Origin of the sequence: Mesorhizobium sp. M00.F.Ca.ET.216.01.1.1 (assembly GCF_004010325.2) — a bacterium.
Taxonomy (GTDB): Bacteria; Pseudomonadota; Alphaproteobacteria; order Rhizobiales; family Rhizobiaceae; genus Mesorhizobium.
Genome location: NZ_SADR02000017.1, coordinates 84,871 through 101,816 on the forward strand (window position 1 = coordinate 84,871; position 16,946 = coordinate 101,816).

Annotated in this window: 18 protein-coding genes and 1 tRNA gene; 11 read left to right on the forward strand and 8 right to left on the reverse strand. The window is 61.2% G+C overall.

What is annotated here, in order from left to right; all coding sequences use genetic code 11:
• Nucleotides 1-34: 34 nt before the first annotated feature.
• Nucleotides 35-985: a trypsin-like peptidase domain-containing protein gene (locus EN859_RS21655; RefSeq protein WP_127854784.1), complete on the reverse strand. Its 951-nt coding sequence runs from the start codon at nucleotides 983-985 to the stop codon at nucleotides 35-37.
• 271 nt (nucleotides 986-1,256) lie between these two features.
• On the opposite strand from EN859_RS21655, the gene EN859_RS21660 reads away from it, so the two are divergent.
• The 3 genes from EN859_RS21660 to EN859_RS21670 all read left to right on the forward strand — a co-directional run bounded on the left by EN859_RS21660 (nucleotide 1,257) and on the right by EN859_RS21670 (nucleotide 3,778).
• Entirely contained in the window at nucleotides 1,257-2,129 is an 873-nt protein-coding gene (locus EN859_RS21660) for a S1C family serine protease (protein WP_127854785.1), read from the forward strand.
• A gap of 8 nt (nucleotides 2,130-2,137) precedes the next feature.
• On the forward strand, nucleotides 2,138-2,791 hold the full coding sequence (locus EN859_RS21665; protein WP_127854786.1) for a helix-turn-helix transcriptional regulator: 654 nt from the start codon (nucleotides 2,138-2,140) through the stop codon (nucleotides 2,789-2,791).
• Between the two features lie 120 nt (nucleotides 2,792-2,911).
• Nucleotides 2,912-3,778 carry an NAD(P)-dependent oxidoreductase gene (locus tag EN859_RS21670; RefSeq protein ID WP_127854787.1) on the forward strand — a complete coding sequence of 289 codons (867 nt, stop codon included), beginning with the start codon at nucleotides 2,912-2,914 and terminating at the stop codon, nucleotides 3,776-3,778.
• A 19-nt stretch (nucleotides 3,779-3,797) separates the two neighbouring features.
• Here the strand turns inward: EN859_RS21670 and EN859_RS21675 are convergent, their stop codons facing one another.
• Both EN859_RS21675 and EN859_RS39465 read right to left on the reverse strand, forming a co-directional pair.
• A complete protein-coding gene (locus EN859_RS21675; protein ID WP_127854788.1) occupies nucleotides 3,798-4,316 on the reverse strand; it encodes a TIGR00645 family protein in 519 nt (172 codons plus the stop codon).
• A 332-nt stretch (nucleotides 4,317-4,648) separates the two neighbouring features.
• Entirely contained in the window at nucleotides 4,649-6,022 is a 1,374-nt protein-coding gene (locus EN859_RS39465; protein ID WP_245525645.1) for an OmpA family protein, read from the reverse strand.
• 30 nt (nucleotides 6,023-6,052) lie between these two features.
• On the opposite strand from EN859_RS39465, the gene EN859_RS39470 reads away from it, so the two are divergent.
• From EN859_RS39470 to EN859_RS21690, 3 genes are all read left to right on the forward strand, one after another.
• The gene (locus EN859_RS39470) at nucleotides 6,053-6,961 is read left to right on the forward strand and encodes a hypothetical protein (RefSeq protein WP_245525646.1); all 909 of its coding nucleotides are present in this window, start codon (nucleotides 6,053-6,055) and stop codon (nucleotides 6,959-6,961) included.
• A 264-nt stretch (nucleotides 6,962-7,225) separates the two neighbouring features.
• A complete protein-coding gene (locus EN859_RS21685) occupies nucleotides 7,226-7,672 on the forward strand; it encodes a YcgN family cysteine cluster protein (RefSeq protein WP_127854837.1) in 447 nt (148 codons plus the stop codon).
• Between the two features lie 279 nt (nucleotides 7,673-7,951).
• Nucleotides 7,952-8,308 carry a hypothetical protein gene (locus EN859_RS21690; protein ID WP_127854790.1) on the forward strand — a complete coding sequence of 119 codons (357 nt, stop codon included), beginning with the start codon at nucleotides 7,952-7,954 and terminating at the stop codon, nucleotides 8,306-8,308.
• 229 nt (nucleotides 8,309-8,537) lie between these two features.
• On the opposite strand, the gene EN859_RS21695 is transcribed toward EN859_RS21690, so the two are convergent.
• Nucleotides 8,538-9,248: an SIMPL domain-containing protein gene (locus tag EN859_RS21695; protein WP_127854791.1), complete on the reverse strand. Its 711-nt coding sequence runs from the start codon at nucleotides 9,246-9,248 to the stop codon at nucleotides 8,538-8,540.
• A gap of 246 nt (nucleotides 9,249-9,494) precedes the next feature.
• Here EN859_RS21695 and EN859_RS21700 point away from each other — a divergent pair.
• Nucleotides 9,495-9,570: transfer RNA gene (locus tag EN859_RS21700), tRNA-Ile, on the forward strand.
• A gap of 106 nt (nucleotides 9,571-9,676) precedes the next feature.
• Here EN859_RS21700 and EN859_RS21705 read toward each other — a convergent pair.
• The 3 genes from EN859_RS21705 to EN859_RS21715 form a co-directional block, all read right to left on the reverse strand.
• A complete protein-coding gene (locus tag EN859_RS21705; protein WP_091595079.1) occupies nucleotides 9,677-10,867 on the reverse strand; it encodes a site-specific integrase in 1,191 nt (396 codons plus the stop codon).
• Nucleotides 10,851-11,096, reverse strand: coding sequence for a helix-turn-helix domain-containing protein (locus tag EN859_RS21710; RefSeq protein ID WP_236387255.1), 246 nt, complete (start codon nucleotides 11,094-11,096; stop codon nucleotides 10,851-10,853). Before EN859_RS21710 ends, EN859_RS21705 begins: the two co-directional genes overlap by 17 nt.
• A gap of 65 nt (nucleotides 11,097-11,161) precedes the next feature.
• Entirely contained in the window at nucleotides 11,162-11,413 is a 252-nt protein-coding gene (locus EN859_RS21715) for a hypothetical protein (protein ID WP_091595315.1), read from the reverse strand.
• Between the two features lie 855 nt (nucleotides 11,414-12,268).
• Here EN859_RS21715 and EN859_RS21720 point away from each other — a divergent pair.
• From EN859_RS21720 to EN859_RS21735, 4 genes are all read left to right on the forward strand, one after another.
• Nucleotides 12,269-12,661, forward strand: a complete 393-nt coding sequence (locus EN859_RS21720; protein ID WP_126034263.1) for a hypothetical protein — start codon at nucleotides 12,269-12,271, stop codon at nucleotides 12,659-12,661.
• A gap of 66 nt (nucleotides 12,662-12,727) precedes the next feature.
• Nucleotides 12,728-12,973, forward strand: a complete 246-nt coding sequence (locus tag EN859_RS21725; protein WP_126034262.1) for a hypothetical protein — start codon at nucleotides 12,728-12,730, stop codon at nucleotides 12,971-12,973.
• Between the two features lie 131 nt (nucleotides 12,974-13,104).
• A complete protein-coding gene (locus EN859_RS21730; RefSeq protein ID WP_091595086.1) occupies nucleotides 13,105-14,106 on the forward strand; it encodes a nucleoid-associated protein in 1,002 nt (333 codons plus the stop codon).
• A 9-nt stretch (nucleotides 14,107-14,115) separates the two neighbouring features.
• On the forward strand, nucleotides 14,116-15,285 hold the full coding sequence (locus EN859_RS21735; protein ID WP_091595088.1) for a hypothetical protein: 1,170 nt from the start codon (nucleotides 14,116-14,118) through the stop codon (nucleotides 15,283-15,285).
• A gap of 66 nt (nucleotides 15,286-15,351) precedes the next feature.
• On the opposite strand, the gene EN859_RS21740 is transcribed toward EN859_RS21735, so the two are convergent.
• On the reverse strand, nucleotides 15,352-16,707 hold the full coding sequence (locus tag EN859_RS21740; protein WP_091595090.1) for a hypothetical protein: 1,356 nt from the start codon (nucleotides 16,705-16,707) through the stop codon (nucleotides 15,352-15,354).
• Nucleotides 16,708-16,946: the final 239 nt, after the last annotated feature.

The window sequence follows — 16,946 nt, forward strand, 5'->3', positions numbered from 1 at the left end:
GAGCGCCGGCGAAAGAATACCGGCGCGGGCCGCTTCAGCTAGTCCTTGCCACCGGCATCACCGTGACCTGACTGACACCGGAGCGGCGCACGACCGTGCACAGCGTCTCGCGGCCGATGCGCTCGGCATCGAGCATGCGCACCAGATCGTCGACGCCGGTGAGCGGGCGGCCATCGATGGCGGCGATGATATCGCCTTCCCTGAGGCCGGCCTTGGCCGCCGGCCCGTTCCTCTCGACGCTGCGCAGGCGCACGGCCGTGTTGCTCGACACCTGTGACAGCAGGGCTGCGCGACGCGGCAGGACGGTTGTATCCGCCGAAACGCCGATGAAGGCGCGACGGACACGGCCGAAGCGGATGATCTCCGAGATGACGAAGTTGGCGGTGTTGGAGGCAACCGCGAAGGCGATGCCTTGCGCGCCATGGATCATGGCGGTGTTGACGCCGATCACTTCGCCCGCCGAGGATACCAGCGGTCCGCCGGAATTACCTGGGTTGAGCGCTGCGTCGGTCTGGATGACGTCGTCGATCAGCCGGCCGGTGGAGGCGCGCATCGAGCGGCCGAGCGCCGAAACGACACCGGCGGTGACGGTCCATTCGAAGCCGAGCGGATTGCCGATGGCGATGGCGATCTGGCCGCGCCTGAGACGCTTGGAATCGCCGAGCGGCGCGACATCGGCAAAGCTGCCGTCGGCGCGCACCAGCGCGATGTCGGTGTCGGGGTCGCGGCCGAGAACGTGGCCTTCTCTTGAGGCGCCGTCCGGCATCGAGACGCGCACGCTGCGCGCGTCGCCGACGACGTGGAAGTTGGTGATCACCAGCCCGTCGGGCGTGATGACGAAGCCGGAGCCATGGCCGCCGGCACCACCGATGCGCTCGATGCGGCAGACAGCCGGACCAATGCGGTCGACCGCATCGGCGACCGTCGCCGAATAGGCATCGAGCAGGGCGTCGTCGGATTGCGGTTTCTCGGCGGGCAGGGCCATTTCAGGGCTCCATGTCTTTGGAGCAAGATGAAGTCAGGTTTGAATCTGCGCCGAGCCAGAGCCCGCGAAATTGGGCGAGGACCAGCCCGGCGGAACGACCAAACCCAGGCTCATCTTACTCTGGGCTAGAGGATGCCTATATGTGCGGAGCGGCTTGAGCCGCCGCGACCTGACCAGATGGCCAGTCGATGTCCGAACTAGCCGTCAGGCGAGTATCCGCGAACGCGCTGTCGAGCGATATCTGGGACATGAGAGAACCCAGGAGACAATCATGAGCGATTTTAATCTGAGCGCATTTTCCGACGCCGTCGCCGATACCGCGGCAACAGCAGCGCCGGCGACGGCCAGCTTCGCCACGCATCATCATCGCACGGCTAGCGCCTTCCATTGGCGCGACGGCTATTTCGTCACTGCCGAGGAGGCTGTGGAAACCGGCGAGGATATCGAACTGACACTGGCTTCGGGCGAAACGGTAAAGGCCGAACTGGTCGGCCGCGACCCTTCGACCGGTGTCGCCTTGCTGAAGCCGGCAGGTGTCGTCAGCGCACCGTCGCTGACCAAGGCGGGTGCGGTGCGGCCGGGAAATCTGGTCGTCGCGGTCGGCAATAGTGATGGTTCGGCGCTCGCCGTGTTCGGCACGGCGGGCGAGGTCGGCCCGGCCTGGCGCTCGATGCGCGGCGGCACGATCGACCGGCGCATCAATCTCGCCGTCAATGCGGGTGGCCGTTTCGAGGGCGGTCCGGTGCTCGACGCCGATGGCGCGCTGATCGGCATGCTTCTGTTCGGACCACGCCGGCGGGCGCTGGTCATGCCTTATGAGACGATCGAGCGGGCGGTGGCGACGCTGCGCGAAAAAGGCCATGTTGCGCGCGGCTATCTTGGCGCCGGCCTGCATCCGGTCCGAGATGGTGACACGCATGGCGCGATGGTGATGAGCCTCGATGACAATGGTCCGGCCAAGGCTGCCGGCCTGCATCTCGGCGACATCGTCGTGTCGTGGAACGGCGAGGCGGTGCATGGTCCGCGCGATCTGATCCGCAAGCTTGGGCCGGACAGCGCCGGCGCGGCGGTGACGCTCGGCGTGCTGCGCGGCGGTGAGCAGCGCGAGGTCGCGGTAACCATCGGCGAGAAGCCGCTGAACTGAGAGGATAAATGGCAGGCGGCGGGATCACGAGTGGGAGGCGGTTGACGGTGCTGATCGCGCTGGGCGATGCCTCGCGCGCCGAACATCTGTCCACAACCCTTGCCGCGACTGGCGATCTGCTGCCGATTATGGCCGGCGGCAGCAATGGTGCCGACCAGGCAGACGTCGCCATCGTCGACGACAACAAGCTGGAGGACGGGAGGCTGGCAGGCGGGGCCATCGAACTCGCAATACCGCAGGTGCTCCTGTCTCAACGAGCCGACCGTGAGCGGCCGGCCGAAACCGTGTTTGCGGTGTTGCCGGCGGCAGCGGACGATGCGCTGATCGCCGCTGCCGTGCGGCTGGCCGCGGCAGGCTACCGGGTCACGGGCGAGGGCCGCGCCTTGTCCGACCGGCATGACGATTTCGCTTTCCATGACAGTGACCTGTTCGACGAGGAGCCGGTTGACGACAGGGCCGGCCGGCCGGTGCTTTCGCCGCGCGAGAGCGAAGTGCTGTCACTGCTGGCCGAGGGCGCGCCCAACAAGGTGATCGCGCGGCGGCTGAACATTTCCGTGCACACGGCGAAGTTCCACGTCGCGGCGATCCTGATCAAGCTCGGCGCCGCCAACCGCACCGATGCGATCGCCATCGCCATGCGGCAAGGCCTGGTGCTCGTTTAGTCTTCGGCCTGTCTCCGAGAGCCTACGCAGCGTAACCCGCATCCGGCGTGCTGGGGCCTTGCGCGGCGGTTGCCTGCCGCGCAAGGATTACGCGCATGCTGTTGCACGGGAGGCGGAAAGATGTCGCTCAAGGGAAAGACGTTGTTCATCTCCGGCGGGTCGCGGGGGATCGGGCTGGCGATCGCGCTGCGCGCCGCGCGTGACGGCGCCAATGTGACGATCGCGGCCAAGACCGCCGAGCCGCACCCGAAGCTGCCGGGCACGATCTATACCGCTGCCGAGGAAATCGAGCGGGCCGGCGGCAAGGCATTGCCGGCGCTGTGTGACATACGTGAGGAAGGGCAAGTGGCCGAGGCGGTCGCCAGGACCGTCGAAAAGTTCGGCGGCATCGACATCTGCATCAACAATGCCAGCGCCATCCAACTCACCGGCACGCTGGAAACCGACATGAAGCGCTACGACCTGATGCATCAGATCAACACGCGCGGCACCTTCCTGGTTTCCAAAATATGCATTCCGCACCTGAAATTCGCCGAAAACCCTCACATTTTGAATCTGGCGCCGCCACTCGACATGAAGGCCAAGTGGTTCAAGAACCATGTCGCCTATACGATGGCCAAGTTCGGCATGTCGATGTGTACGCTTGGCATGAGCGCGGAGTTCGCCAGGGACGGCATCGCGGTCAATTCGCTATGGCCGATCTCGACCATCGATACCGCGGCGGTACGCAATCTTCTAGGCGGGGCGACGGTGGCGGCGATGAGCCGTTCGCCAAATATCATGGCCGACGCGGCGCATGCGATCCTGATGCGGCCGTCACGCGAGGCGACCGGTAATTTCTACATCGACGAGGAGGTGCTGCGCGCCGAGGGCGTCAGCGATTTCTCGACCTATGCGCCGGGCGCGACGGGGCCGCTTGCCGGCGACTTTTTCGTGCCGGATGAGGTGTTCGCGAATTCGCAGACGGAGATAAAGCGAATCTACTAGCAACACTGTGCGGTCCGCATTACTCCGCCTCGGCCTTCTTGCTTTTGCCCAGGCCCATCAGCCGATCAATGGAGGCGAGCATCAGCGCCGAGACGACGAAGGCCAGATGCATGATCGTCAGCCACATCAGCTGGTCGGTCGTGTAGAAGGCGTGGTTGAGGAAGACTTGCAGAAGGTGGATGGACGAGATGGCGACGATGGTCGAGGCGACCTTGACCTTCAGCGAGCCGACATCGATCGTGCCGAGCCAGTGGACCTTGCCGTCATGCTCGTCGAAACGGCTGACGAAGTTTTCGTAGCCCGAGATGATTACCATCACTACCAGCGAAGCGACCAGCGCCGCATCGATCAGGCCGAGCATCTTCAGGATGGTGTCGGTGTCGCCGAGCGTGAGCGCAGCTGAGACGAACTCGACCAGCTTCTTGCCGAAAGACGCTGTGTAAATAGCGAGCGCGACGCCCAGCCCGAGATAGAAAGCGACCAGCAGCCAGCGCGAGGCGAGAATGATCGATTCAATGGCGAGTTCGAGACGTTTCATGCAGTGGCTCCGGTCTGCTTCTTTATGGTGGGAGCGCCGTATTTCGGGCCGGCTGCCGCGGTTTGCAAGGTTTGAAAGGCAAAAAGCCTATAGCGCTGCACGTCCTTTGGACGTGCGAAGGATGCTGTAGCACCTTGGTTTGCGCGTGATCCGTCGTGCCGCTGAAGCCAGAAACAAAAGCCCCGCCGGGAGGGGGACCGGCGGGGCCCATGTGTCCCGCTGGAGTCGGGACAAGGGCAGGGAACGCCCTGTCCAGAATCTGGGGTGGACGACCCCGCAATTCAATGTGAGTTATGAATTGCGGGGTGAGTTATCGAATTGCGGGGCTTGCCTCATTGGGCGCTGGCGACCGGCGCCACCAGCGAGGTGATGCGGCGGATGGCAACACGGCGGTTCTCGCGGTTGGGTCCCGGCGTGTTGACCTTAAGATACTCCTCGCCGTAACCCTGTGTCGTCAGGTTCTCGGCCGGGATGGCGAAGGCGTTGGTCAAGGCTTCGGCAACCGCCTCGGCGCGTCGGTCGGACAGGGCGAGGTTCGCATCCGGCGTGCCGACGGCGTCGGTATGGCCTTCAATCAGGAAGGTTTCCGCCGGGTTCTTCTTCAGCAGCTTGTCCATGGCATTGGCGACACCCTCCAGCTTCTGCACCTCGCTGTCGGAGATCGAAGCCGAACCGAATTCGAAGTTCAGCGTATCGAGGTCGATCCGGCGGACAATGTCGCGCACTCGGGAAGAGCGCTTGACCTCGTCGATCGAATAGAGACGCTGAACCCTCTCCACCGGCGGCTGTTCGAGGAAGGTGTAGTAGTCGTCCGGATCCTCGACCTCTTCGGAGTCCAGAATGTACTCCTCGCGCGGGACGGTGAGCCGCAACGGCGGCAGGTCATCACCGGGATCGCGCCATTCGTCAACGTCCTGATAGTACCGCTCGTCGACATAGCTCAGCACATATTCGTGCCCGTCGGGCGTGATGCGTGAGCGCCGGATGACATCGCCGTAGCGGTTGCGGATGGTGACGATCTGGTTGCCATTGTCACGCACCACGATTTCGCGGGTACGGTCGTCCGGCAGATCCTCATAATAGACATCCCTGGCGCCACGGTGCATGCGCGGGGCATCGCTGCTTTCCACCATCGTCTGGTTGTTGAATTGGAGGATGACGCGGTCGCCGAATTCCCTGACGACGTTGGCACCTTGCGGGCGCGGACGACGACGAACATCCTCGACATCGGGCGCTCGCTCGACGCGCTTGCCCTTTTCCTCCGTTACCGGAACCATCTTTTCAGGCTTGATTGCCTGCTGGGCCGCCTTGTCGTCGGTAGGTGGCGGTCCCTGGTCGACCGGAGCCGGCTGTAGCGCTTCCGCCTGAGTGCCGTTCTGCTGGACCGGCTGACCGCCCTCCTGGCCAGCGGCCTTTTCGCCAGCGCCGACCTGGCCACCACGATCCTTGCCACCCTTGCGCTTGCGCAGCACATCTTTCTGGCTGTCGAGGACGGGGGCGGCGTTCTGGTCGGCCGCAGCTTCGCCTTGGGCCGGTGCTGCCTGCTCGCCCGTTGAAGGCTGCTGCTCGCCTGTCACCGGCTGCTCGCCAACGGGCTTCTTGCCACGTTTCTTCACCTTGTCCTGAGGCTGTTCGCCCTGAGCGGGAGCCGCCTGCTGCTCGGTCGGCGTCGGCTGGCCTTCCGGCTCTGCAGCGGGGCCGGTCAATTCAGCAGGCTTCTTGCGCTTGCCCGGCTTTTGTCCGGGCTCGGCAGTCGGAGCCTGTTCTGCCGGGGCAGCCTCGATCTGCTGGTTCTGTCTTTGCTTCTTCTTGCGTGGATTGACGTTCGGCTGGTTGTCGTTTGCGGGCGCTGCCTGTTCGGCTGGTTGTTCCGCTGGGGCCGCTTCGATCTGCTTTTGCTGGTTGCGCCGCTTCTTGCGGGGTTGTTCGGGCTCGGCTGGAGCGACTTGCTCGGTCGGAACGGATTCGGTTTGCTGCTGCTGGTTGCGCCGCTTCTTGCGGGGTTGTTCGGACTCGGTCGGCGCGACCTGCTCGGCCGGAACGGATTCGGTTTGCTGCTGCAGGTTGCGCCGCTTCTTGCGGGGTTGCTGTTCGGGCTCGGCCGGCGCGACCTGCTCGGCCGGGGCAGATTCGGTTTGCTGCTGCAGGTTGCGCCGCTTCTTGCGGGGTTGCTGTTCGGGCTCGGCCGGCGCGACCTGCTCGGCCGGGGCAGATTCGGTTTGCTGCTGCAGGTTGCGCCGCTTCTTGCGGGGTTGCTGTTCGGGCTCGGCCGGCGCGACCTGCTCGGCCGGGGCAGATTCGGTTTGCTGCTGCAGGTTGCGCCGCTTCTTGCGGGGTTGCTGTTCGGGCTCGGCCGGCGCGACCTGCTCGGCCGGGGCAGATTCGGTTTGCTGCTGCAGGTTGCGCCGCTTCTTGCGGGGTTGTTCGGACTCGGCCGGCGCGACCTGCTCCGCCGGAGCGGATTCCTGTTGCCGCTGCTGGTCGCGCCTCTTCTTTCTGGGTTGCTCAGGCTCTGCCTGCTGGTTTTGCGCGCAGGCCTCGGCCGACTCGCCCTCGGCGCAATTCGATTGCACTGGCATGAGCTGCGCTGCAGTGTGTTGCAAGGGGCCAAATGCGGCACTGCCTTGCAGCGGGAAAGCACCTAACGGCGCCGACGCCATCAGCAAGCCGAAAGCGGTACCTGCCAGTATCCGTGGGGGGCGTTTCATCTCAAAAATTCTCCTGTGGGGTCCCATCCCTGCCCAAACTTTCATCATCCGGATTTGGTTCCGGTTTGCAGGCATTAGCGGCAATCAAGGACGATCGACCGGCGTTTTGAAGGCGACTTCGTGTTTTTCATATGGTGCTGGCCGGGGTTTAAGCCTGCTTCGCCGCTTGACCTTGCCGCCAGCGAGGGCCACATCGGCACGATGGATACGCCATTCTGGAAAACCAAGACGCTCGAGGAGATGACCCCGGCCGAGTGGGAATCGCTCTGCGACGGCTGCGGCAAGTGCTGCCTGTCGAAACTCGAGGACGAAGACACTGGCGAGATCTACTGGACAAGCGTCGGCTGCCGGCTGTTCGATGCCAAGACCTGCCGCTGTTCCGACTATGCCAACCGGCTGGCGCGCGTTCCCGACTGCGTCGGCCTGACGCCGCAGAATGTGCGCACCATCAGCTGGCTGCCCAAGACCTGCGCCTACCGGCTGGTCGCCGAAGGCCACGATCTCTACTGGTGGCACAAGCTCGTTTCGGGAAGCGCCGAGACCGTGCATGAGGCTGGCATCTCGATCCGCGGCCGGGTCAAGGCCAAAGAGACCGACCTTGCCGAGCCCGACGACTATTTCGAGTACATGCTCGACGACGAGCCTTAGCGCCGCGCTGGCTTCGCCTCGTTGAGCACCGAATCCGGCTCACATCATGCTGAACCTTACTGTCCACAGGCCACGTGGCAGCCTATTATGGACCTGGGATGGCCCCCCATCCGAAGTCCATGAGGAGTTCTTGTTACATGAACGGGAAATGAACGACCGGTTCGTAAAAAGTTCAGGCAGGGAGGCGCATTCTCCGCCCATCGGTTCGACCAAGGCACCGGTTCGACCAAGACACAGTCGACCAAGGCGGGCGAAAGCCCTCAACAAGGAGAGAAGACAATGTTCAATACGATCAAGACGGCAGCCCTTTCGGCCCTTGTCGGCCTCGGCACGCTTGCCGCGATCCCCGCTCATGCGGACAGCATCTATCTCGGCTTCGGCAATGACAACGATCCCCGCGTCGGCGTCTACACCGGGGGTGATGACCGCTACTACCGCGAGCACCGCCGCGAGCGCGACTGGCGCAGGTCCTGCTCGCCGGAGCGCGCCCTCGACAAGGCCGAGCGCATGGGCCTGCACCGCGCCCGCATCGTCGACATCAGCCGCCGCACGGTCAAGGTCGCTGGCCGCCAGTACGGCGACCGCGTGGTGATCGTGTTCGCCAACGAGCGCGGCTGCCCGGTCATCTACCGCTAAGGCATTGTCGAGAAGGATTTTTTCGAGCCCTGCGGTCCGAAAAGATCAGCCCCGGAGGATCAGTCCTGCGGGGTTTTTCTTGCGCTGCGATCGACGCCGACCAGGACGGTGGTTCCCTTTGGCAGATCTCCGGCCATCCCGGTTGAGCCGGCCCGATAGAGCCGGCATGGCGCCCTGCTTGATCCCGATCTTTTCGAGATACGGTTTGGGATCAGGGTTCAGACGGCGATCATTTCAACTCGAAAGTGACGGTGACCTGCACCGCGTAGGAATTTTCGCCGGCCTGCACCGGAACCGAGGCTCCGGCCGCGTCGAAGGCCTTGGCGTTCATCGGTATCGGCGGCGGCGCGACGTTCTGGTCGGTGATTTCCAGCACCCGCCCGATGCTGACGCCGGCGGCTTCGGCCAGCGTCCTGGCCTTGGCCATGGCGTCGGCGACCGCCTTCTTGCGGGCTTCGGTGACGGCTGCCGACGGATCGTCGTTGGAAAACGAGATGCCGCCGCCCTGGTTGACGCCAAGCGACACCGCCTTGTCGAGAATCTCACCGGTCTTGTCGATGTCGCGGATGCGCACCGAAAGCGTGTTGGTCACCTGATAGGCAATGAGCTCGGCCTCCTGGCTGCCGTCCGGCTTGTTGGTGTAGTTGTAGCGCGGGTTGATCTGGATACCGGCGGTCTGCAGGTCGCGCTCCTTGATGCCGGAAGATTTCATTGCCGCGATCACGGCGGCCATGGCATCGTTGTTGGCATCGAGCGCGGCGCGCGCGGTCTTGGCCTCGCGCATGACGCTGAGCGTCAGCAGCGCCAGATCGGGAGCCGCGGTCGCCTGGCCTTCGCCCGACACGATGATGCGGGGCGGTGGCGGCGAATCGGTGGCGCCGGCCATCGCCGGAAAAGCGATTGCGGCGGCGAGCGCCAGGGGCAAAAAGTGTCTGGTCATGAAAAATCTCCTTGGTCTGCGATCCAGTCGCCCTTCGACCACCACATCGGCCCGAAATCGGAATCGCTTCTGTTGCGATGGCCTCCGGTCCGGAAAAGCACGATGCGTAGGTACAAAGGTTATTGCGTACGTCCGTGCGGACGCACGTCGCCCTAGCGCGCCAATATGGGCTGATTTGGGCGATCTCGGCCAGCCCGTCCGGAAAGCCTTGTGCGGTTCGGCGAAAAACACTAATCCAGCCGCGTGGGGCCTGTAGCTCAATGGTTAGAGCCGGCGGCTCATAACCGCTTGGTTGGGGGTTCGAGTCCCTCCGGGCCCACCATAACCATTGTTTTTATTCACAAAAAGTGCCCTCGGCCCAAAACGTTTTGGGCCCATTATGGGCCCAAAGCAGGACCGTGGTCCCGGTTTGTTCCGACTCGATTTGATTATCTGACGATGCGGAGGTTTGCCCGCCGCTTCATGGCGTCGCGTTTGGCCTCGCGCTCGTTGATGGCACGAGCAATATCAACCGCGATCCGCTTCTTATTGGCCTCACGCACATACTCATCTGTTACCGTCATGGAGGAATGACCCATCGCCTCCATGATGGCGCGCGCCTGGATGTTGCATTCAGCGAGGTAGGTGCCGAAGGTGCGGCGCAGGCCATGAAGCGTGTAGCCGCTTGGAATTCCCGCCTGCCGCGTCCAGTGCTGCATCATGCCGGTCAGGCTCTTTTCCGAGAATGACCTGCCATAGGCGTTCTTTAAGACCGTGCCGCCTCTCGAGCGATCGAGCAGGTCCAAGGCCGTTGCTAGTTTGTCTACGACTGGAATGAACATCTCCCGCCCGCCATGGCGGTTGCGGTTCTTCTTCTGGCGGAAATCAAAGGCCTCGATTAGCACCAGCGAGCCGTCGAACAGTTCGATCTCTTCGGTTAAAAGATCGTCCCACTCAAGAGCAGCGATATCGCCGCGCCGATTTCCAAGCCAGAACCCCAGTGCATAGCAGGTGCGCGCGGCTGTACCGATGGGGTGTCGCTCCTCGAACTTTTCGCGCATCGCAATTGGCCAAGCTGGGTTCTTGGTCGATTTGGGCACCCGCACGCGGATAGATAGCGACGGATCATCCTGCGGCTTGATCCATTTTTCGACATCGGTCGCGACCCATAGAAGCTTCTTGATGGCGACCAACGTGTGTTTGGCGACTGTGCGGTTCGTCCTGAAGATGCCTTCAATGATGGCGCGAAGCCGATCCGCGTCGAGATGTTCAACAGGAGTATTGCGCCAGGTGAGTGGGTAGTTGGGATCGACCGGCAGGTTGAGAAAACGCTCAATCAGTCGCGCATTCTTCTGCTGCGTGGCTTCATCAAAGCCCAACCACTCCATTGTCGTTTCAAGCCGGCGCGCGGCATGACCAAAGGTTTTTGGCAGTGCCCGACCGGGCAAATCGACGATAACTGCCTTCTTGCCTTGACCCTGCGTGGCCTTCTCGTAAGCCGCCTCGAACTCGGGATCGCCGGGCTTACCGGGAAGGCGGATTTCAGGCATGCCCTTTGCGCGGTAGCGATAGATTAGCTTGCCGTTCTTGAGGCGCGAAGATACCCCAGGGTAACGGGCATCCTTAAATGGCCGAGCCATCAAATGCTCCTTTCAGTCCGGGGGACCCTTTCAGACTCGCCCGTAGCGAAAGGGTTTTGCTTTTGATGGCAACGCGCAGGAGCACCGGGTAACGAAACCCTCTTCCTTGCTCTATGCCTTCAAAGGTGCGCCTCGGTATTCCCAGTACCTTGGCCGCGGCTTCGGCAGTAAACCCTTCCTTTGCCCGCCATGCTTTCACGTCTTGCGCAAGTTTCTCATTCTCGTTCACATCATGCCTTCCGCACGGGCTATCATCGTACTACGCCTGCAGCGTATACGCAACGAGCGTAGTTGCTATCTTTTTTCCACGCCCCGTTTGCTTCGTTCCAACAGCTCTTGAAGGCCGCTGTCTTTGTCCGGCAACGAGGTGAAAGCGATATCCAAGGCTACACGATCCCAGACAGCGCGGCTATTGATGCGCTTGGGCTTTGGCATACGCCCATCGGCAACCATCTCGTCAAAAAGCGTCGATCCGACACCGATGTAACGAGCTGCTTCCTCACGAGATAGCCCTCGTGGGGGATACGAGATTGCGTCACTCTTCATGGACGCTGCCTCGGTCCTGATACTCCGGGCGGGTTGGTGTCGAAGCACAAAGCCGCATCCTAGTTGCCATTTCGCTGCGAGCAGATCGTGTTGGGCTAAAATAAGAAGAGCCTCGTTAAGCGGAAGCGGCCTGACTAGCTCGTGCGGCGTAAACTGGTAGCAACGTGTGGACTGTGGATCACGGGAGGAGAGCGTTTCTAAGCGGACTCGTGGGGCAAGTCGGTGGACGGCTACATTGCATTGTGCACGACCGGGGCTAACCACCTGCGACATCCCGCTGGCCCTCTTGCGCACCCTCCCTCAGTGTCGAAATCGGAGCCGTTATCCCGAGGACCGTCGAAAAACCGCCGTCGCAGAGTTGCCACTCTTTGGTGCTGAAACCGATATTTCTAATCATATCGGTTTTAACTCATCGCTCAAACTTTAGATGGAGCAAGGCAATTTCGGCTCGTCGATCGAAGTCGACGAGGGCGCCGCACAACGATTGGCAGCTTTGCGCCAGGAGTGGCGATCAGCGAGCCACTACTCAGACGTCCCGTTTGGGCCGACAGTAGGCGGTCGGGTCTTGGCGAATGAAGATACGAAAGCAGCCGGTCACCGACGTGCTTCGCATGGCGTCCGGCTTCTCTGTTAGGATGTGTTTGAAAGACGATCGCTGCATGGTCCAAGTTTCGCCCTCGACACCAGCTCTCGATCTGGACATTAAGAAAAGTCCGCAGTGTTCGGAAGAATTCCGAACTCTACGGCCGCATCGTCAACGACATTGCGCCTGATCTGATGAGAGACAGGTACACTTTCAAGGACTTGTCGGATTTCGAATACAGGGCTCGCGACGAATCGATCGGGCGGGCGTACATGGGGCACATCTATTGGACGGAGATGCTGTACCGGGCGCATATGGCTTCGGTCGCATCGGTGTTCCGTACGTCCAGGTGGATCAAGGTGGCGGTCCGCGAACATGAGGCGGGAAGTCTATATGGCTGCGCGTCGGCGTGTAGAAGCCTGATCGAATCCGCAGGCGATATAAACCACAGCCTGGGACCAGTGGCCCGGACGCTCGCCTACAACAAGGATGCGATACGAGCCGAGATTTCGGGTCAGGCTGGGGAGCCCATGCTGTCCGCTAAGGAGTTGGAAGACACGCTGATACACTTCACGCATGCCCGGAAGGTGCTGAAGACCGAAAAGACACCGGCAGTCGCAAGGCGATGCAGACCTTCCAGTACGTCGACCACGTGGATGGAATGAAGATTCCCGGCATAAAGCCGTTCCTACGCGAAACTTTGCGAGATCGGTCACCCGGCTGCCGACTCCGTGTCGGTGACCTTCGTTGCCAATGCCGGAGCCTGGATCGTAGACCCCGGCAACGAGATCGTCGTTCTCAAGGCGTTGCTCGCTGAACGGCAAGATACTCTCTCGGGCGTGCTAATGGCGTCGTTCAATGCCCCGCTCTTAATCCTAAGAACCCTTCACGCGTTCGATCTTTTCACGAGGCTGCGTAAGTACCATTTCGATGAAATTCCTGAGTGGAAGAAGATCCAAACCGCGCTGCGATCGTAGGCCATGAGCGGATCGAAAGACGTTCCGCCTTTCGACACGCATGGCGTGGATATTCGGTCTGCTAATCCTTCGAACACTTGCGTTCGGGCCCTCACGTCTCGCATAACTGCCATCACGAGGGGGAGGATTCGATGGTCGAGCAGGTCATTCAGGTCGCGGTGCACGACCTGAAGAGGAATTCCGAGAGTTTTGAAACGGTGTCGGGTAACGCGCACCTCAAGGTCTCGGAAACGGTGGAGCGCGTGGTCGGCGAGCTGCACGCCATGTATGCGAGCCGCGCCTCGAAGTCTCACGGGCGCTTCGCGGCAAGCTCCGACAACTATCCGGCACAGACCTATCTTGACGAGTTCCGGAAGGGCGACTTCAAGGACTTCGCCACGCTCACGGCCAAGCTGATGACGACACTGACCGTTCAGGCGCGCCGAAAGCCCGGGGCGACGGGCGGTCACGTCCTTTTCGCGCATCTCGAGAAGGACGAGCAACGGTTTCTGCTAGTGGCGATCATCAACGACAAGCTCGGTGCGGCGCTCACCAAAAGCTTTGACATCGCGTCAGTCGAACACCTCGACCTCGACGGCTTCCGCTTCGCCGGCCGGATCAACATGACGGCATGGACTAACTCGGCGGACCGTTACATCGGCTTCCTAAAGGGCAAGGGGAACGTCGCCGAGTACTTCAAGGAGTTCCTCGGTTGCGACAGCACCGTTCAGGACCTCGAGGATACCAGGACACTGGTGCGCGTGCTGAACGGTTTCGCCGAGCCGGCGAAGGGCTTCGTGAAGGACAAGCAAGCTTTCCTGCAGAAGGCGTACGACATCTGCCAGCGATACATCCGGGACAACGAGCCTTTGGATCTCGAGACATTCTCCAACGAGCTCTTTCCAGAGAACCCGAAAGAACTCGCCAAATCGCTCGGAGATCCGGATGTCGGACTTGGCGACGGCTTCGTTCCGAAGAAGCGAGCGCTGTCGCCGATGGTGAAGTTCTCCGCGAAGACGCGGCTCTGGTCGGTCGAATTCAATCGGCAAGCCCTTACCGACGGCAAGATCGTCTATAACGACGACAAGAAGACCCTGACCTTCACCGAACTCCCTCCCGACCTGATCGAAAGACTGGAACACGATCAGGAGTAGCGTAGCCTCATGATCACGTTCGACCAGCTGATAGCACTCTACCGCAACACGGAGTTCTCGAAAGATGGCTCCGCGGGAAAGTTGACGGTCCGCGATTACAGCATTGTGGAAACGCTGAAGCAGATTGAAAGCGATGAGAAGGCTTTCGACGACGCGGCATTCACGGTCGACTCAGCGTCGGCGGTCGTCATAGGCGCGACAGTTAGCGTCGAAATCGGCGCTCCACGCACAGGACTTGGCTTCCTCGCGCTCACCCTCGACCGGCTGCTCGAGAACCGTCGCAACCGCATAGCCGAGCCGGAGCGCTATTACCTGATCGAGGAGAGGTTCGCCTACAACGATACCGTCGTTCCCGACGCCGTCGCGCGCTACCGGAACGCATTGCGCCTGGTCCGCACCTTAAAAGAGGCGGCTGCGTTTCTCGACCCGTACCAGGCGGAGATGCTGTTCCTCGGCTCGATCCGGCTGATGGTCCGTGTAGACTTCAGGTCATCGGACCTTGTCTCCGTAAACTCCATACTGGTCGACGAGTTCGAGAACTTCGTCATGCAGAAGGTGCACAAGGACCAGAAGGCTGCGATCGTTGCTACCACGCTCATCGAGACGTGTCGCACCCATCCCGAAGGCGAGCGCTTCAGGTACCTTCTTCGACACTTTCGGGACTTCGTCACAAAGTGCGAGGACAGCTATAGGCTGTTCGCGTCGGAGTTCTCGTACGACAAGATCCGGGGGAAGGCGGAAGAGGCCATCGCGGACTACACCGGTAAGATCCATAAGACATTCCATGACATCCAGAACCAGATAATGGGCATTCCCGTCGCGAGTGTGATCATCGCCACGCAGCTCAAGCCCGCAACTCAATGCGACGTGAATTTCTGGGCAAACCTCGCCATCTCGCTCGGTGCAACGCTGTTCGTTGCCCTCCTGGCGTTTGCCATCGTCAACCAGCTGCTGACGCTGTCGACGATAGACGACGATCTGACCCGACAGAAGACCAAGCTGAAGGGCGATTACTCGGTCGTCGCCGCGGAGTTCCTCCCTCTTTATCGCAAGCTGGAAAACCGGATTACACTTCACCGATTCGTCCTTGGCATCATCCTTGTCGTCTGCGGGCTCGGGGCGCTACTCACCTGGCGCATTTATTTCCAGCTGACAACTCTGATGCCGTGGGCGTGCTGAGAGCGCCGTTCGGGTCACGCCATAGAAGCGAGATTCGTTCGATTGGGGCACTATGGGCCATGTGGTTCACTCGAACGGACTGCCCGCTTTCGGTGAAGGCAAACTCTGCCTGAACGGCCGATTAGAGGCGCGGTGCTGCCGGACAACTTGGCGTGGCCGCGACACGCAAGGTGAGGTTTTTGGGGCGCCTCCCTCATGCGCGCGCTTGGAAGGCTTCGTCTTGAAATACAGCCAGTTGAGAAACGCGTCGGCGTCCGTGAAATCAGCGCCACCGATGCGCCTCCGCAGCGCGTCGATGGTAGCGCACAATTGCGTGTATCGTTCGGCCGACAGCGTTGCGACAGTTGGACTTCGAGGCGCGCCAATGCCGATCGCCGCTAGGGCGCCGGAGGTATTGCCGTTGAAGACAGCGTACCGCTTCGGGGCGAAGGTGCAGAGAATCGCCGTGATCATATTCACGCCCACGCCAGGAATACCGAGCGCTAGCTGACGCATCTGCTCGTAACCCCGTTCTGGCGCGAGTTTGGCTGCCTTCCTGCCCGCGGCGAACAGTGTGATCGTCTTCTTGGGATGATCGAGTGCCGCCGACCCTCGTCGATGAATGTCGCCGGAATGCCAGAGATGTTGATAAGGCTCTCTTGAAGAAATCAGATTGCTTAGATTCTCTGCGAAGACGCTCCTCATTTCCTTCGAAATCCTCGGCGCGTTGCCGAGATCCGCGATCAATTGCTGAACCTTCAATGCCTTGTCCCGATCGGTCCGGCGCTTCGCCAGCGCGGAACGTTCGGTCTTGTCTGCGCGGTACTGGCGGAGGAAGCCATTCAAGCGCCGCAGATCGAACTGTGCGGCGAAGTTGTCTTCGAGCTCTTTCTCAAGTTTGCGTCGCAATCGCTCGGCGTCTTTGTGTCGCGAGGCATATTGCCCAAGCACCAGGTCATCGAGTTCTTGGAAGCTGCCGCTCTCACGAAAATCGGCAAAGGTGACTTTCAGATCCGACGACAGTTGTTCGTCCGAGTTCACCGTCGCCAGGATTGAAATTTCATCGTTTGTTGTCAGGGCGCCGGTCGTGAGGTTCGCTGACCCGATCAGACACCGAACCTGGCCTTCGCTTCGTCCGACATAGGACTTCGGGTGAAAGGTTGCGGTCTTGCCGTTTGCAAGAAACATTTCGAAGGCCCCGAACCGCTTCTTTATTGCGAGCAAATGCGCGAGCGCCTTTGGCTCGGTGATGTAGAAATCAGTACCGAGGAAAGCTTCAATTTTAGCGCCCTGCTTCAGGCGTGCCTCTAGGAGCAGCCCGATGATCCGTGCGCCACCCTCTTTTAGGAAGGCGACGGCGATGCTGATCTGCTCAGCGCCCTCCAAAACATGGGCGACAGCGGTCCGATGATCATCGGACGCCTTGTTCTGGATGAGTCGCATGCCGGTACATCCCCCTCAATGGCAGAATCCGCCGTCTCGAGAATAGCGGCTACCGTCCGATTTACCGCCATCTAATAGATATCCGTGTGCGTCAATTGCAACGATGTTCGAGATGTCCGCCGACAATTGTAACGAAACCTCGGATAGACTGCCGGCAGCTCACGAGCCAGGTAACAGACGACGGCTTTCGGGAACGGATGGGGGCACTTTATACGACCGATATGGCGCATTGCAGCCCG

Coding starts and splice junctions, on each gene's coding strand:
- EN859_RS21655 (WP_127854784.1), bottom strand. CDS start 985: ATGGCCCTGCCCGCCGAGAAACCGCAATCCGACGACGCCCTGCTCGAT.
- EN859_RS21660 (WP_127854785.1), top strand. CDS start 1,257: ATGAGCGATTTTAATCTGAGCGCATTTTCCGACGCCGTCGCCGATACC.
- EN859_RS21665 (WP_127854786.1), top strand. CDS start 2,138: ATGGCAGGCGGCGGGATCACGAGTGGGAGGCGGTTGACGGTGCTGATC.
- EN859_RS21670 (WP_127854787.1), top strand. CDS start 2,912: ATGTCGCTCAAGGGAAAGACGTTGTTCATCTCCGGCGGGTCGCGGGGG.
- EN859_RS21675 (WP_127854788.1), bottom strand. CDS start 4,316: ATGAAACGTCTCGAACTCGCCATTGAATCGATCATTCTCGCCTCGCGC.
- EN859_RS21685 (WP_127854837.1), top strand. CDS start 7,226: ATGGATACGCCATTCTGGAAAACCAAGACGCTCGAGGAGATGACCCCG.
- EN859_RS21690 (WP_127854790.1), top strand. CDS start 7,952: ATGTTCAATACGATCAAGACGGCAGCCCTTTCGGCCCTTGTCGGCCTC.
- EN859_RS21695 (WP_127854791.1), bottom strand. CDS start 9,248: ATGACCAGACACTTTTTGCCCCTGGCGCTCGCCGCCGCAATCGCTTTT.
- EN859_RS21705 (WP_091595079.1), bottom strand. CDS start 10,867: ATGGCTCGGCCATTTAAGGATGCCCGTTACCCTGGGGTATCTTCGCGC.
- EN859_RS21715 (WP_091595315.1), bottom strand. CDS start 11,413: ATGAAGAGTGACGCAATCTCGTATCCCCCACGAGGGCTATCTCGTGAG.
- EN859_RS21720 (WP_126034263.1), top strand. CDS start 12,269: ATGGGGCACATCTATTGGACGGAGATGCTGTACCGGGCGCATATGGCT.
- EN859_RS21730 (WP_091595086.1), top strand. CDS start 13,105: ATGGTCGAGCAGGTCATTCAGGTCGCGGTGCACGACCTGAAGAGGAAT.
- EN859_RS21735 (WP_091595088.1), top strand. CDS start 14,116: ATGATCACGTTCGACCAGCTGATAGCACTCTACCGCAACACGGAGTTC.
- EN859_RS21740 (WP_091595090.1), bottom strand. CDS start 16,707: ATGCGACTCATCCAGAACAAGGCGTCCGATGATCATCGGACCGCTGTC.